At 45.6% G+C, this 16,119-nt stretch carries 14 protein-coding genes; 12 read left to right on the top strand and 2 right to left on the bottom strand.

Features of this window, described 5'->3' with window-relative positions; genetic code table 11:
- The first annotated feature begins 109 nt into the window (after positions 1-109).
- From ACU1JV_RS12260 to ACU1JV_RS12275, 4 genes are all read left to right on the top strand, one after another.
- Positions 110-1,603 (top strand): tagaturonate reductase, encoded by a 1,494-nt coding sequence (locus tag ACU1JV_RS12260; RefSeq protein WP_413986008.1) that lies wholly within the window; start codon positions 110-112, stop codon positions 1,601-1,603.
- A gap of 17 nt (positions 1,604-1,620) precedes the next feature.
- On the top strand, positions 1,621-3,120 hold the full coding sequence (locus tag ACU1JV_RS12265) for a UxaA family hydrolase (RefSeq protein ID WP_013370866.1): 1,500 nt from the start codon (positions 1,621-1,623) through the stop codon (positions 3,118-3,120).
- A 124-nt stretch (positions 3,121-3,244) separates the two neighbouring features.
- Positions 3,245-3,691, top strand: coding sequence for a GNAT family N-acetyltransferase (locus ACU1JV_RS12270; protein ID WP_413986009.1), 447 nt, complete (start codon positions 3,245-3,247; stop codon positions 3,689-3,691).
- 177 nt (positions 3,692-3,868) lie between these two features.
- Positions 3,869-4,726 (top strand): hypothetical protein, encoded by an 858-nt coding sequence (locus ACU1JV_RS12275; protein WP_058710475.1) that lies wholly within the window; start codon positions 3,869-3,871, stop codon positions 4,724-4,726.
- A 167-nt stretch (positions 4,727-4,893) separates the two neighbouring features.
- On the opposite strand, the gene ACU1JV_RS12280 is transcribed toward ACU1JV_RS12275, so the two are convergent.
- Positions 4,894-5,784 carry a hypothetical protein gene (locus ACU1JV_RS12280; protein WP_413986010.1) on the bottom strand — a complete coding sequence of 297 codons (891 nt, stop codon included), beginning with the start codon at positions 5,782-5,784 and terminating at the stop codon, positions 4,894-4,896.
- 254 nt (positions 5,785-6,038) lie between these two features.
- Here ACU1JV_RS12280 and ACU1JV_RS12285 point away from each other — a divergent pair, with 254 nt between their 5' ends.
- From ACU1JV_RS12285 to ACU1JV_RS12310, 6 genes are all read left to right on the top strand, one after another.
- On the top strand, positions 6,039-7,013 hold the full coding sequence (locus ACU1JV_RS12285; RefSeq protein WP_058829552.1) for an ABC transporter permease: 975 nt from the start codon (positions 6,039-6,041) through the stop codon (positions 7,011-7,013).
- A gap of 14 nt (positions 7,014-7,027) precedes the next feature.
- Positions 7,028-7,915 carry a carbohydrate ABC transporter permease gene (locus ACU1JV_RS12290; protein WP_013370871.1) on the top strand — a complete coding sequence of 296 codons (888 nt, stop codon included), beginning with the start codon at positions 7,028-7,030 and terminating at the stop codon, positions 7,913-7,915.
- Positions 7,916-7,941: 26 nt separating this feature from the next.
- Positions 7,942-9,588, top strand: a complete 1,647-nt coding sequence (locus tag ACU1JV_RS12295) for an extracellular solute-binding protein (protein WP_434954282.1) — start codon at positions 7,942-7,944, stop codon at positions 9,586-9,588.
- Positions 9,589-9,632: 44 nt separating this feature from the next.
- Positions 9,633-11,594 (top strand): sensor histidine kinase, encoded by a 1,962-nt coding sequence (locus ACU1JV_RS12300; protein WP_413986011.1) that lies wholly within the window; start codon positions 9,633-9,635, stop codon positions 11,592-11,594.
- Entirely contained in the window at positions 11,566-12,366 is an 801-nt protein-coding gene (locus tag ACU1JV_RS12305) for a response regulator transcription factor (RefSeq protein WP_013370874.1), read from the top strand. The genes ACU1JV_RS12300 and ACU1JV_RS12305 overlap by 29 nt, the downstream gene beginning before the upstream one ends.
- Before the next feature lie 134 nt (positions 12,367-12,500).
- A complete protein-coding gene (locus ACU1JV_RS12310) occupies positions 12,501-13,313 on the top strand; it encodes a DUF3891 family protein (RefSeq protein ID WP_413986012.1) in 813 nt (270 codons plus the stop codon).
- Positions 13,314-13,442: 129 nt separating this feature from the next.
- Here ACU1JV_RS12310 and ACU1JV_RS12315 read toward each other — a convergent pair whose 3' ends face one another.
- Positions 13,443-13,580: a hypothetical protein gene (locus tag ACU1JV_RS12315; protein ID WP_013370876.1), complete on the bottom strand. Its 138-nt coding sequence runs from the start codon at positions 13,578-13,580 to the stop codon at positions 13,443-13,445.
- A gap of 255 nt (positions 13,581-13,835) precedes the next feature.
- On the opposite strand from ACU1JV_RS12315, the gene ACU1JV_RS12320 reads away from it, so the two are divergent.
- Together ACU1JV_RS12320 and glgD are read left to right on the top strand one after the other, a co-directional pair.
- Positions 13,836-14,981, top strand: a complete 1,146-nt coding sequence (locus tag ACU1JV_RS12320; protein ID WP_058829555.1) for a glucose-1-phosphate adenylyltransferase — start codon at positions 13,836-13,838, stop codon at positions 14,979-14,981.
- A 23-nt stretch (positions 14,982-15,004) separates the two neighbouring features.
- Entirely contained in the window at positions 15,005-16,108 is a 1,104-nt protein-coding gene (gene glgD / locus ACU1JV_RS12325; RefSeq protein ID WP_413986013.1) for a glucose-1-phosphate adenylyltransferase subunit GlgD, read from the top strand.
- Positions 16,109-16,119: the final 11 nt, after the last annotated feature.

Genomic DNA, 16,119 nt, shown 5'->3' on the forward strand with positions numbered 1-16,119 from the left:
CATTATTATTTTTTAAAACTAAAAATATTGATAAAACTATTTTGTTAACGTGTGCACTATGATAAAATAACGATGAAATCATTATGGTACTAGTGGGAGGCTACTCCGGATGAAACAAGTAGATGAATTAGACCAATTAAACAGAAAAAGCTTTATCGTTACAGAACCGCATCCCGAGAGGGTACTACAATTCGGGGAAGGGAACTTCCTGCGTGCTTTTGTAGACTGGCAATTTGACAAAATGAATAAGCTGGCAGAATGGAATACAGGGGTTGTGATTGTACAACCGCAGCCAGGAGGTCTTGTGGAGAAACTTAACGTGCAGGATGGTCTTTATACGGTTATCCTTGAAGGAATTAAGGATGGGCAGGCCATGAAGGAGCATACCGTTGTGGAGTGTGTCACCCGTGGAATTAATCCTTACGGTCCCGAATTTTTGGAGTATGAAGCGTTATCCCAAAAGCCAGAACTGCGCTTTATTGTTTCGAACACGACGGAAGCAGGAATCGCTTATGCACCTGAGGATCAATTGGAAGATCGCCCGCAAAAAAGCTTTCCAGGCAAGCTGACCGCCTTTCTGTACAAGCGCTTTCATTTTTTTGAGGGCGATCAAAGCAAGGGACTGGTCATTATTCCGTGCGAACTCATCGACCGTAATGGAGACGCTCTTAAGGAAATCGTACTGAAATATGCGAACCAATGGGAGCTTGGGGCTGAGTTTATTGCATGGATAGAGGAAGCAAATACGTTCTGCAACAGTTTGGTGGATCGGATTGTACCTGGTTATCCCAAAGACCGGATTCATGAAATCCAAGCGGAATTGGGTTACAAGGACGATTTGGTTGTTGTGGGCGAACAGTATCATTTATGGGTTATTGAAGGGCCACAGTGGCTTAAAGAAGAATTACCTGCTCATTTGGCCGGATTGAATGTACTGATTGTCGATGATATGGCACCATATCGTACACGAAAGGTGCGCATTTTGAATGGGGCCCATACGGCGCTTACACCTGTAGCCTATTTATATGGCCTGGATACGGTAGGGCAAGCGGTCGAGCATGATGTTATGGGCGAATATATCCAGTCGTTGATTCGAGAGGAAATTATTCCGACACTGGACTCGCCAGCAGCGGAATTGAATGTATATGCCGACGATGTGATTGAACGGTTCCGTAATCCCTATGTAAGTCATTATGTCATGAGCATCGCATTGAATTCGGTGTCCAAGTTCAAGACACGGAACTTGCCATCCTTGCTCCAGTATGTGGCACAGCACAAGGTGTTGCCTGCCAAAATCGTATTTTCGCTGGCGTCCTTACTCGTATTCTACCGGGGAGACAGAAATGGCGAGTCGATTGCATTGGCAGACGAAGCGGAAGTATTGAGCACATTTGGCGAACTGTGGAGTACCTATGACGGAACTCTCGCCGGAGCGAAGCAATTGACTGAGCAGGTACTCAGCAAACAGACATGGTGGGGGCAAGATCTGAATCAGGTCGAAGGGCTGGCTGAACAAACAGCGCAGCACGTGTATGAAATTACAAGCAGAGGAATGAAGGAGACGCTCGATTCTCTAACCGGGAACAGCGTACCCGGAGCATAAGCAAGGAGGAGACTGGAATGCTGGAATTCATTCAAATTCATGATCAAGATAACGTGGCTGTCGCTTTGCGTGATTACAAGCAGGGAGAAACGCTGGCATGGGGAGCACAAAAAGAACAATGCGTGGAGCTGGCCGAGGATGTAGCGCGTGGGCACAAAATTGCGCTTCAGGACATACCTGAAGGTGGGCATGTCCTGAAATACGGATATCCCATCGGTCATGCCATTCAGCCCATTCAGGCAGGTCAGCATGTGCATACGCATAATACGAAAACGAATCTGACAGGTGTGGAGGAATATACTTACAAGCCTAAGCCAGCTCCTCATATATATGAACAGGAGAGTCGGACGTTCCAAGGATTTCGGCGAAAGGACGGTCGTGTAGGGATTCGCAATGAGTTGTGGATTGTGCCGACGGTCGGCTGTGTGAACGGAATTGCCGAACTCATTTTAAATCGTTTTAAGCAGGAAGTGGGAGATATCTCACCTTTTGAAAATGCACTTGTGCTCAAGCATAACTATGGATGCTCTCAATTGGGCGACGACCATGCACATACGCGCACGATTTTGATTGATGCCGTGAAACACGCAAACGCGGGTGGCGTACTGGTACTTGGTTTGGGCTGTGAGAACAATGAAATGAAAGAATTCAAAGAAGCCATCGGTGAATACGACTCGGAGCGGGTGAAGTTTTTGCTTTCCCAGGAGGTGTCGGATGAAGTGGAGGAAGGGGTAAAGCTGCTCCACGAAATATTTGCGGCCGTACAAGAAGATCGACGGGAGCCTGTACCTTTGTCTGAGCTGAACATCGGCTTAAAATGCGGTGGATCTGACGGCCTGTCGGGTATTACTGCCAATCCACTGCTTGGGCGTCTGTCGGATTATATGGCAGCACAGGGTGGAACGACTGTACTGACGGAGGTGCCCGAAATGTTCGGCGCGGAGACGATTTTAATGGAACGCGCTGCCGATGAGCAAGTATTTGATAAGATCGTACATTTGATTAACGATTTTAAACAATATTTTCTGGATTATAAGCAGCCAGTATACGAAAATCCGTCACCAGGCAATAAAGCAGGGGGCATCACGACACTGGAGGATAAATCACTGGGCTGTACGCAAAAATCCGGGTCTTCCACGGTCACCGATGTCATTCAGTACGGGGAGCGTCTCAAGACCAAGGGACTTAATCTGCTCAGCGCGCCGGGGAATGATCTGGTTGCTTCTTCAGCTCTTGCTGCAGCGGGCTGTCAGCTCGTCATATTCACAACCGGGCGTGGCACGCCTTTTGGCTCCTTCGTTCCGACGATGAAGGTGTCAACCAACTCGCCGTTATATAAGGCTAAACCTCACTGGATTGACTATAACGCTGGTTCACTGGTGGAGGATGTCAGTATGGAAGAGGCGCTACGCAACTTTGTCGATTACATTATCGATGTAGCCAGCGGAACCTGGGTGAATAATGAGAAAAACAATTTCAGGGAGCTTGCTATTTTCAAAAATGGCGTTACGTTGTAAAGGGGTTGTAACCTAAAGGAGGCGGATGGATCCGCTTCCTTTTTTGTGTTTGAATACTTCTAAATACGCTGTTAAACTTACTGCAAAATATGCTATATGGATATTCGCATAAGGGGGAAATACAGTGCAACATAAAATTATTGCTTATCAGGAAGAAAATCATGATCAACTCGTAGATATTTGGCATCGGGCAGTACGCCAAACGCACACATTTTTGTCTGAAGAAGACATTCAATTTTACCATCACATCATAAGTAACGGCGCTTTAAGAGAACTTGAAGTTTGGATGGAGTGTACGGTACTTCAGGAGCCGATAGGGTTTATCGGGCTGGACAGGCAGAAAATAGAAATGCTATTTGTCGACCCTGAATGGCACGGACAGGGCACAGGCAGCCGACTCATCCAGCATGCTGAAAAAATAAAAGGGACGCACCTCAAAGTGGATGTGAATGAGCAAAACGAGAAGGCGCATGCTTTCTACAGACATTACGGCTTTGTACCAACAGGACGATCTGCGCTGGATGGATCAGGCCGGGCATTCCCTTTGCTTCATATGGAACTGAACAAATGAATGCTCTATAGGCATCCACATTTTGAAAATTGGAATATATTATAATTTCCTTGCCACATGTCTGATTTTATGATATAACTTAATTACGTAATAAATACGTAATTAAGTTATTTTCAGTTGGAATATAGATCATGTTTTGTTTGATGAGTACAAAAGTCGGACAAGGAGGTGGGGAGGGTGGATGATCTTGTTCACTCCGACATCACAGATCTAGACACACTTGTTAACATGATTAAGCTGTCCTTTTCATTTATGGATGGTACCAATATGATCGCTTTATGCGACCAGCTGTATTCCCATGTCAACCAGAAGTATCAGGAGTTGCAGCTCTACAAAGCGTGCAAGAAACCTATACAACCCATACATACCAAACGGCCGTTAGTCTACTACTACGGCTACAGTCATCTTATGAAAGGCATGGCCTTCCAAAAACAAGGCAAGTATGAGGCCGCTCGAGATTGCATTGAAAAATATGCAGAGTTGGGCTGGTTTAATGGTCTCGATCCGTATGGAGAAGCAGAAGTGGAATATTATCGCCATGCTGCAAGAGCCAATTTATATGCTCTTGATATTTTATCGGGTCGTTCCGAGGTATTGCAGGAATACGTTCAATTTCTTCGTGACAATCCAGAAGAACTGTTACCGGGGCTTCTTTCCATTGTTGAGGGAGCGGCCAGACACGACTATCCTTTAGAGCGTGTGCTTGAATCATTTGCCGAACAAATTGAAGATTTCAAATATTTTGAAGAGCCTGTGAATGTATCCTATTATTTTCGTTTCTGCTATCAGCTGGCTCTTTATTATATAAAGCTGCGACAGTTTACGGTTGCGTTGGGCTATATTCTGCAATCTCTCAAGCTGTCCGATACCCTGGGTATGGAACATGAGCATGAGTTTAGAAAATGTACTGCTATATTTGAGATTTTCAGATCCCAAGCTACAGCAACACAGCAAGACCAATATATAACGATTCTGAAAGGAGTGTTAAAGGATGAAAAAATTGATTTCACGGCCGCTATCGCTCAGTCTGTTTAGTTTGCTGGTGTTTGTTACTAGTCATGATCTCATCACTGTGTTTTATCATGGAGCCAATCATTAATAAGGGAAAATGGTAGAAAATTAGTTGTTTTAATTAACCCAATAGCAAGTAAGCTCATTAAGATCAGGGCTTGCTTGCTATTGGGTTTTTTTGCGAGGAATATTTAGGCAGTGGTAAGCTTGTGCAACAAACTTTGTTCTAATGGATGCAATGAAATCCTTGTCTGTTGGTAAACGGGGAATGTTTCTTCCGTACTGTATGATCCAATCTTTAACGCTGCGTCCAGTGCCCGTAGCAAGGAGCCCACGAATTGCTCTGGCGAAAAGTAAATACTTTTCCCGACCATATGAATGTGAAGCTCGTTATGGTCACGGTTGCTTACAGACAGCAATAAACCTTGACCCTGAAAACCCGTACCGATTGCACGTATTTTGTTTATACTCGATAGCAGCATTTCCGTTTTCAGCGCACGTCCTTGTTCCTCTACAAACACAGATATCAGCCGTTTGTCTGTAACGATAACAATTTGGTTGCCCTGAAACGTATGGCTAAGGTGCAGGAAATCTTTATACACTCCAATAGTCTGCTCATGCGGAGAAACAATCCCCATTCGTACAAACTCATCCAACTCTGTGACGTCAGGCTCCTGATGATTTTTAATTCGTTTTTTGATACTGAACTGAATGGTCAAGATCCCCAAGATAGCTATAAGAAAAGCACTAAGACGGACGTGATATATAAAGAACATTAGGACGATAAAGGCGCCGAGTATCCATTGTCCCCAAGTCAAATAACGCAGCTTTTGCTGTGCCGTACGGCGATAATAACCGTATCCCTTTCCCGGTTGATACTCTTTATTAAACTTCGTCATACCACGCATCATGGTTAATCCATAGATTGATAAGACTGTCATTACAAGTCCCAGAAGCGCCATAAACCATTCCTCAGCTGCAATGCCAACTAAAGTACACAGGCCAAACATGATGAGCCCTGCCCAGCAGGCAAACCTTTTTATCCGAACCTGTTTTTGAATCGAACGAACCAATTCTTCCATTCTTAATCCTCCTGATCTAGGTCATAGGTAATGATTGGAATTCCATATAGTCTTATCGTACCATCTGATAGTCTTTTTTGTGAATTAATAGATATAGAAAATCCAAAGGCTGGAAGAAACTTTTTACGTATTGTCCTATCTCCACCTGAACTTTAGACACCAAAATCAAAAAATCAAGTACTACTCATTAGAAGCAAAAGCCCCTAAAATAATAAATGTAAGTGCTTACATTATAGAGAAGGGAGGTCTTCTGTATGAGTACAGGATGGAAAAATCCACAACCACAACCACAACCACAGCCATCGGTTCGATCGGGGAGATGGACGTCACTAGCCCGCAGATGGGGGGGGCAAAAACATTTGCAGACCATGGCACTACTTGGAGTGGTATGGATGATTATTTTCCATTACATTCCGATGTACGGCATTTTGATTGCTTTCAAACATTTTGACATTATTGGTACTATATCAAGCGCACCATGGGCGGGGTTAGAGCATTTTCGCGCCTTCTTGGAGGATGATAACTTCTGGTACATTGTCAAAAATACACTGGGTATTAGTCTGCTCAAGCTGGCGATCGGGTTCCCGTTACCTATTGTATTTGCTTTGTTTCTGAATGAAATCCGGTCTACGCGGTTCAAAAAATCCATTCAGACCATTTCGTATCTTCCTCATTTTCTATCATGGGTCATTCTTGGCGGGATTTTAACCACGTGGCTGGCAGATACCGGATTGATCAATCAACTGTTACTAGCTTGGGGCTGGATCGACCAGCCGATTAGTTATTTAGCGGAGCCGGGCTATTTTTGGACTATCGTCGTCAGCTCGGATATTTGGAAGGAGCTTGGATGGTCAGCCATTATTTATTTGGCAGCAATGGCGGGCGTATCTACGGACATGTACGAAGCGGCCACCATTGATGGAGCAGGACGGTTTCAGAAAATGTGGTACGTCACACTTCCTGCGATCAAGGGTACAATATCCATTTTGTTTATTTTAGCGGTTAGCGGCATATTGAACTCCAACTTTGATCAAATTCTTGTCCTGCGTAACTCGCTGAATGAAAGCGCAAGTAATGTAGTTGACATTTATGTGTATCAGGTGGGCATTCAGCAGGGACGTTTTTCGTATTCTACTGCGGTAGGATTGCTGAAATCGGTTCTTGCTCTCATTTTGCTGCTGATAGCCAATTCTGTAACCAAACGGATGAATAATACCTCTCTATTTTGAAGGAGGACGGATGTATGCAGCTATTGCGACGCAGAACAGCAGGCGAAGCGATATTCGATTTATTTAACAACGTTTTTATGCTGGTCATTTGTTTTGTAACGTTATATCCCGTGTGGTATGTGCTGGTGAACTCCTTTAACGAAGGGGCAGACGCAATGCGAGGCGGCATTTACTGGTGGCCGAGACTCTTTAGTCTCAGCAGCTATCAGGCTGTATTTGCCAACAGCGGCATTATGACTGCGATGGGAGTAACGGTCGCCAAGACGCTAATCGGCACGATTGTGCATGTGTTTTTTACCGCCATGATTGCATATGCATATTCTCGTAGAGAGCTGATCGGGCGCAAGCTGTACATGCTGATCGGCACCATTACCCTGTTTTTTGGTGGGGGTTTGATTCCAACGTATTTGCTGATTCGTGATCTCGGGCTACTGGACAGCTTTTGGGTGTACATTATTCCTGCGATGTTCAGCTTTTTCGACCTTATTATTTTTATGGCTTTTTTTCGGGAACTGCCGGATGCACTGGAGGAAGCGGCGAAAATAGACGGAGCCAACGATTTCGGCATCTTTTGCCGGATTGTGCTTCCTGTATCCATGCCAGTAGTAGCGACAATTGCCTTGTTTCATGGGGTGTACCAGTGGAACGATTATTTTACAGGAATGATCTATATCAATAATACGGATCTTCAGCCGATTCAGACGTATTTGTACCGGGTTGTTGCACAATCCAGCTCTAATCAAATGATGTCTGCCGCACCCGGGATTGTCGCCCAGTCCGTTACTTCACAATCGATCAAGCTGGCGACGATGGTCATAACGACACTGCCGATTGTGCTGGTATACCCATTCCTGCAAAAATATTTTGTCAAAGGGCTAATGATCGGCTCGGTTAAGGGCTAGTACATCATCTAAGGGGGAGATTTATGATGAACATTCGTAAATGGCAAAAGGGGCTGTTGGCTGTTGTTCTGCTGGTAGGACCGCTCGTGGGATGTACGTCGGGTGGAAATGGCGCTGCCACGGAATTGAAAGATGAGAAGACAAAGGCTACGGCAGATGCGCCGGGCTGGAAGGCGGATACAGAGCCGATAACGTTTGACTGGTATTTGAATTTTTCCTGGTTCCCGAACAAGTGGGGAACGGATATGACTTCGAAGTATGTGACGCAAAAGACTGGAGTCAGTGTTAATTTTATCGTACCCGCAGGAAATGAAAATGAAAAACTGAATACCATGCTCGCCTCGGGCAAACTGCCTGATTTTGTCACGCTCAGTTGGGGAGAAGATGCAATCAAAAAAATGATCGAGGGCAAGATGGTGCTCCCACTTAACAAGTTGGCCGAGAAATATGATCCATATCTGATTAAAGTGGCAGACCCAGCTAAAATGTCATGGTATCGTCAAACAGACGGAAATGTATATGGGTATCCTAACGCGTCCTCTTCACCGCAGGATTACCAAAAATACGGCCAAAATTTTGTCTCCAATCAAACGTTTATGGTTCGTAAGGATATGTACGAGGCGATTGGCAAGCCGGATATGAGAACACCGGAAGGATTTTTGAAAGCGCTTCAAAAGGCGAAAGAGAAATTTCCGGAGGTGAACGGTCAGCCGCTGATCCCGATAGGGTTCCACGAATTTACGGATAACGGAAATTATTCTTTTGAAGACTATTTACTTAATTTTCTTGCCGTTCCTCACGAGAAGGGCGGAAAACTGTATGACCGTCGTTCGGACGAAGAGTACATTCGCTGGCTCAAAACATTCCGCCAAGCCAATGAGCAGGGCCTGATCGCCAAGGACGTATTTATCGACAAACGTCCGCAAATGGAAGAAAAGGTGGCACAGGGACGGTATTTTGCCATGCTATATCAGCGGTCTGATTTTGCTACACAACAGGTGACATTGCATGCGAAAGATCCCAACTCCGTCTACATTGCAGTGGATGGACCTTCCAACAGTAAGCTGGACCCGCCGACGCTGGCCGGGCCAGGCATTTCCGGATGGACAGTGACACTTATTTCGAAGGATGTGAAAGACAAGGAGCGGGCTATTGAATTTCTGACTTATCTAATTAGTGAGGAAGGGAACCGTGATCTGTATCTGGGGGAGCAGGGAAAGTTGTGGGACACAGTTAACGGTAAGCCAGCCTTCAAGCCAGAGGTACTGGAGCTGCTGAACAAGGATCGCTCTGCTTTTGACAAAAAGTATGGCGCCTCCTCCACCTTCTGGATGCTGATGGATACAAATATGAGTTTGCAGTGGGCGCCGCCCAGCGTCGAGCCGTATAAGCAGCCGGAAGATTGGACGAAAGGCAAGACCCACAGCTTCTCCCAATATGAAAATATCAAACCGACCGGAACCTCGGCAGAAGGCATTGCGTCAGGTCAGATAGACAAAATTTGGGGCAAGGCATTACCGAAGCTGTTGCTGGCTTCCTCGGATGAGGAGTTCGATCAGCTGTTTGCCCGCTTTTTGGAAGACCGCAAAAAGGCAGGCTATGACAAGGTATTGGCTTATCAGCAAAAAGCCTATGAGGAAAACATCAAAAAAATGGAACAGTTCACGAAATGATCTCGTTCAATACTTTATTTATTGAATGCTAAGGATGTGATTTCATGTCAGGCCGTGTACGTTCACAGATGAAGAGCCTGCTGCGCCGCCACATATGGCAGTGGCTGACGGATACGGCCGATCAGCTAGGCGGTTGCTCTCTTCAAGTCAAGCTCATTGTCGCTTATATCGGAGTCATTTTAATCCCGGTTGTAGTGTTCTCGCTTTATACCTTTCATCAATTGTACGAGAACACCATGCACGACATTACCGTACAAAATCAGTATGTACTCGATACAGAACTGGCCCAGATTCACAGTAATATGGAAATTATGGAGCGGACTGCACAGCTTGCGATTTCAGATCGCAACGTGCTTCATTATCTAACCGAGGAACGTGAAATAAGCAGCGATGAGCTGGTTCAATTTAACTTAAATGTGTTTCCCAATTTACAGCACTTGCTCTACAGCAATCCCAACATTGAGAATATCCGGCTGTATACAAATAATCCCCAGGCCCATGAAATATGGCCCATGATTTTCAATGAATCACGCCTGCCTAAAACTTCCTGGCTGACAACAGCTCAACATCAGCAAGGAAGAATATGGTGGGATATATACAAGGGACCTAAGAGCTTATTGCAGGGGCAAGCAGGGCAGGAAAATGAAGCGGTACAGTATATGGCATTGCTGCGTGAAATTCAGGCAAGCGGAGGAAGACACGCAGGTTTGGTGGAAACCAATATGAGGCTAGAGCTCTTTTCGCCTAGAGTATTTGGTACCCCACCACGTGATTATGCATGGCAAATGTTCATTCTAAACGCCGAGGATTCCATTCCAAACGGTGGAAAATTAGTGTCTTCTACCGATATAGCTACAGCTTCCATTCAGCCTGATCCCATTCCGATCCCTCTGTCCCATGTGCACCATCTGTTACAGTCCCGCGTTCAGGGACAGGGTGGTGCTTTTGACTTTACCTATGGGAATAAGCCTTATCTTGGTTTGTACCGTTATATAGAAGGGCTGGATGCCTATCTGCTAAATATAGTGGCGCTGGACGGTCCGCTGAGTGACCTCCGTCACAAACGCAATGCCATGCTACTCATTATTTGTATATTGATATTGTTAATGTCCGTCATTTCTTATACCTTGCACGCTCTTATTCTCAAGCAGCTGCATACACTACGTGAATCTATGAAAAGAGTACAGAAGGAGGGCGACTTTCAGCTTACAATCCCGGTATATGGTCGGGGAGAAGTCGCGGAGCTGGCTCTATATTTTCGCAGTTTGCTAAGTCGGATTAACGTGCTCATTGCTGAGGCTGTACAGAAGCAGGCCGCTGCTCAGGAGGCAGAATTGCAAGGACTCAAGCATCAGATTGATTCCCATTTTCTATATAATACATTGGAAAATTTAAAAATGATGGCGGAGATGGAACGACAATATCCGCTGTCAGATGCTCTCACTTCCCTGGGTTCGATGATGCGCTATAATCTTCAATGGTCCCGGCCGTGTGTTGCGTTGCGCGATGAAATTCGTCATATTCAGCATTATGTGGCCATTATGAACATTCGCCATGACAACCAAATTGGGCTGGACATTCGTCTGTCGTCGATGTTTATGGAACTGGAAATGCTGAAAATGTCGCTGCAGCCTATAGTCGAAAATGCAATAAAGCACGGTTGGAGTACATTGCGAAGACCATTCCTCATCACCATTGAAGCCTACTCCAAGCAGGATATCGTTGAATTGCGTATACAGGATAACGGAGTGGGGATATCTGAAGAAAGAAAGAATGCCATTATGGCTGGTCTGATGCATTCGGATATGGATTCCTACGAGCCCGGAATGCATGGAGGGATCGGCTTGTATAATGTGCATCGCCGTTTGAGTATGCAGTATGGCGTAGGTTATGGCATTAAACTGGACAGCATTCCCGGCCAATCGACGACAGTAACCCTGATTTTGCCTAGACGTCATATCACGAGGGGGGAGGACCATGACGACCAAGCTGTTGATTGCGGATGACGAAAAGAACATTCGAATGGGGCTTCAAGCCATGATCGAACGGGAATACTCCGGTCTCTATGAATGCGTGCTGGTTAAGGACGGAAAGGAAGCCTGGCAGCATGTAATGGAGTTTTCACCCGAGTTGGTGATAACGGATATCCGTATGCCGGTTATGGATGGAATTATGCTGATGCAGCATATTCGCAAGCTGGAGCCAAGAGACAGACCTTTGGTGATCATTCTCAGTGGATATGACGAGTTCCAATATGCGCGCGAAGCGATTCGCTGCGGAGCACGGGAGTATTTGCTGAAGCCGATCGTGAGGGAGGAGCTGTTCGGTGCGCTAGCAGTTTTGAACGAAGAATTGCAGCAACGGAACTCTCTACTAAACGATCGTGTTGATAGCGGGGAGATAGATAGACAGCCTAGCAGAACGGACGTTGCTAGTGCGATTGCTGATAGAAGCGGCAGCATGACGCGAGCAATCCAGTACATCCATGCTCATTTCAGCGAGGATTTGAACATGGCGGTAGTATCCAATTCAGTATCCTTGAATTATACGTATTTTAGTCAGGCATTCAAAGCCTATACAGGTCTTAGCTTTGTTCAATATTTAAAGAGGCTGCGCATTGCAGAAGCCAAAAAGCTGCTGGGGCGTCAAGAGGGCAAGATTTATGAAATTGCGGCTACAGTGGGCTTTGACAATGCCAAGCATTTTAACAAGGTGTTCCGTGAACTGGAAGGGATGTCTCCGCAGCAGTTTCGATTGAAGAATCTAGGGGGTAATTGAAAGTGAGGATGGAGAAAACTTCACTGCCTTTTTACCCTTATCCTGATATAATGAATGAAGGTAAACATAACCATGGCCTTCGATAGAAAGTTTGTACACATATCAGATAGACGCCTAACGGAAGGGGATAGCATATGGTTATTTATGAAACGGATCAAGCTTATATCATGACGACGCAACATGACCATGCCCGTATTTCAGGTGAGTTAGCTTCACAGTGGGAAGATAATGCTTTTAAAAATAGACGCCATAAACAGGATTTTATATATGCAGCGAGGGAGCATGACCGGGGGTGGATTAGGCTGGACGCTGCTCCTTTCTGGAATGATTATGTGTCAGCACCTTTTACGTTTATCGATTTTCCGCTTAGTCCGCGTTTTGTTTTTTATCGTCTTGGGATTGATGAAGTCGAGCAAGAGAATGCTTATGCGGCGTTGCTGTGCAGCTTGATGTACAAGGAGCTCGTCGGACGGACCGAGCATGAAAAAGCTCAGGACAAGCAGATTACGCATGCTTATCAAGAGGCAGAGGAACAGCGTCGCCAGAGGCTCAGACAGGAGCTGACATGCGGCGTAACCTTCGAACATCAAGTGCGGACGGATGTACGGAGAATGTTGTTTTGCGACGAATTAAGTCTGTTTTTATGCAGCCGAGAGCCGGGCACCCCTACAGCAGATTATGAATGGTTTGCTGAAGGGTTGAGCTTCCCGGCTGTTCGTCATGAAAGCGAACGGGTTCGGGCTGAGTGGTTATCGGATCAGACGGTAGGTTTGTCCTTTTTTCCTTTCAAGGGCAATGTAGAGATTACTCATACGTTCAAGAAGGTGAGTAAAGAGAACATTCGTACCTCGGGTCTTCTAGAAGCGTACCGATCCTCCGAATGCACGCATCGAACCTTTACCATTGAACATATCATGGAAGTAGAAGAACAGAAGGAGAATGCTTGACCGTCTAATCATTCAGCCTCGAACCGATGTGTTGTGCGTTGTTCGTGGTTGCAGAGCAGCGTCAGAGCAGAGCCTCCCTGAACAATTATTCAGAGAGGCTCGCGTGTTTCTTGCTTTAAAATTTAACGATTACGATTTTGCAGATGTTTTTGCACGGTTGACCATCGTCTGTACCTTATTCAATACCTTATCGCGTGCTCCTTTATTTTTCATCAGATACGTTACACCCATTCCCAATGCTGCTACTACCCATTTTTTATTCTTCATCAATAACGCCTCCTTATGATCATGCTGTCATACACTAATGCCTAAAAAGTATCCAAAATGTGAAATGATGAACAGGATTTTACGATTTAGTGATTCCTTGCACTCGTTCCGCATAACTATCATTTACCCTTTCCATCACATCTTACCCGTTCCCTTGGTAATGAAACGATTACGACTGTCTTTTCACGTTTAATGGATATTATCAAATATCCTGCCACAATTGCTTCAGACGCACATGACAGGGAGGTCTTTGTTATGAGAAAGAAGGAAGTGGTTGCCATGCTGCTCGCCGGCGGACAAGGCAAAAGACTCAAAGGACTGACCCGCACACTGGCCAAACCGGCAGTATTTTTTGGAGGAACTTATCGTATTATTGATTTCCCTCTCAGCAATTGCTCTCATTCGGGAATAGACACCGTGGGAGTATTGACCCAATATGAGCCGTTGGTGCTTCATTCCTATATCGGCGTAGGCAGCGACTGGGATTTGGATCGCCTGGATGGAGGAGTTTTCGTTTTACCACCGCACGAGAAAGAGAATGGAAACAACTGGTATCGTGGCACAGCGGATGCGATTTATCGGAACCTGCATTTCTTGGACCAGTATGACCCGGAGCATGTGCTCATTTTGTCAGGGGATCACATTTATAAAATGGACTATAGTCGAATGCTCGACTACCACAAGGAAAAGGGAGCTGATTGCACCATTTCGGTCATCAATGTCCCCATTCAAGAGGCCCAACGATTTGGGATACTGAACGCCGATGAGGACCTGAGAATATACGACTTTGAGGAGAAGCCTGAACAGCCGAAAAGCACATTGGCCTCTATGGGTATTTATTTATTCAAATGGGATGTGTTGCGTCACTACTTACTGGAAAGCGCAAGTGATTCTGAATCTTCACATGATTTTGGCAAAGACATCATTCCGCTATTGCTTCAGCATGGCCGGTCGCTGTATGCGTACCCGTTTGCTGGGTATTGGAAGGATGTAGGCACAATTCAGAGCTTGTGGGAATCTAATATGGATCTTCTGGTTCAGGACCCGCCGCTAGATCTGAATGACCCGTTCTGGCGCATCTATACCCGCAGCCCCAATCAGCCTGCCCAGTATATAACCCAACGGGCGATCCTGAAAAACAGCATCGTAAATGAAGGCTGCATGGTGGATGGAGAAGTAAGGCACTCCGTACTGTTTTACGGGGTTGAAGTCGGTGAAGGGAGCGTTATTACCGATTCTGTCATCATGCCGAATGTAAAAATCGGATGCAATGTACGTATTCACCGGGCTATTGTGAATGAGAACATGGTTATTGAAGACAACGCAGTCATTGGACCTGAAGATAGCTTGGATGAGATTATTTTGTTCGATCAGGAAAGCCAGCTTCATGCACGAATATAACTCGGATAAGGACGGTGTCCGCTATGAGCCGACTCATTGGAGTGATCAACCTGGATCACGAATTGGATCAATTGAAGGAGTTGACTTATTTCCGGTGCGGGGCTGCAGTACCCTTTGCTAGTCGATATCGGCTCATTGATTTTACCTTATCCAATATGATGCATGCAGGGGTGCATGATATTGCACTGTTTATCCGCCGCAAATACCGTTCGCTGCTGGATCATTTGGGTGAAGGTCGGCCATGGGATTTAGACCGCAGAAGAGGCGGGTTGTTTATTTTGCCACCGGACTGGAACGATCCGACGGACACATCACGTGGGGATTTGCAGCATGTGCACAACAATCTGGACTTTTTCCATCGCTCATCGGGGCAAACCATTGTTCATGCAGGAACTCAGCATATCAACAAGGTTGATATAGAGGATGTATACCGATATCATCTGGAGAAGAACGCGGATGTCACCCTCGTATACAAACCCATACACCAGCTTGAAACGGAGCATACACCGTGTGTACGGCTGGAGATTGATGAGAGCGGACGAGTGACCGGTATTCATCAGGAGCAGGATCATCATAATATTTATCTAGAAATGTTTGTGATGGACAAAAGCTTGTATCTGGATCAGGTAAAGCATTGCATTGCTCATCAGGATAGTCATTTCTTTCGCGATGCGATTCAGAAAAATCCAAGTGGCCTGCGCATCTACGCGTATCGCTATGATGGTTATCATGCAGTTATTAATTCCATTGAAAGCTACTATAAAAATAGCATGAAACTGCTGGATCAGGAGCAATATCAAGCTCTGTTCCAGAATCAGCCGGTGCATACCAAAATCAAGTATGAAGCCCCGACTCGTTATACGTACAACGCCGAGGTGGATCATTCCCTTGTTGCCAATGGCTGCACCATTGGGGGAAAGGTCGAGAACAGCATTCTTTTTCGTGGCGTGCGGGTAGAGGAGGGCGCGCGGGTAAGCAACTCGATTATTATGCAAAAATGCGTCATCCGTAAAGGGGCAGTTGTGCAGAATGTGGTTTTGGATAAAGACGTGCAGCTTTCACCGGATCGAACTCTGATTGGCGACATTAGAGTTCCCTATGTGATTGCCAAGAATAGCGTGATTTAATAGATCATACT

The organism is Paenibacillus sp. T2-29, assembly GCF_052921365.1.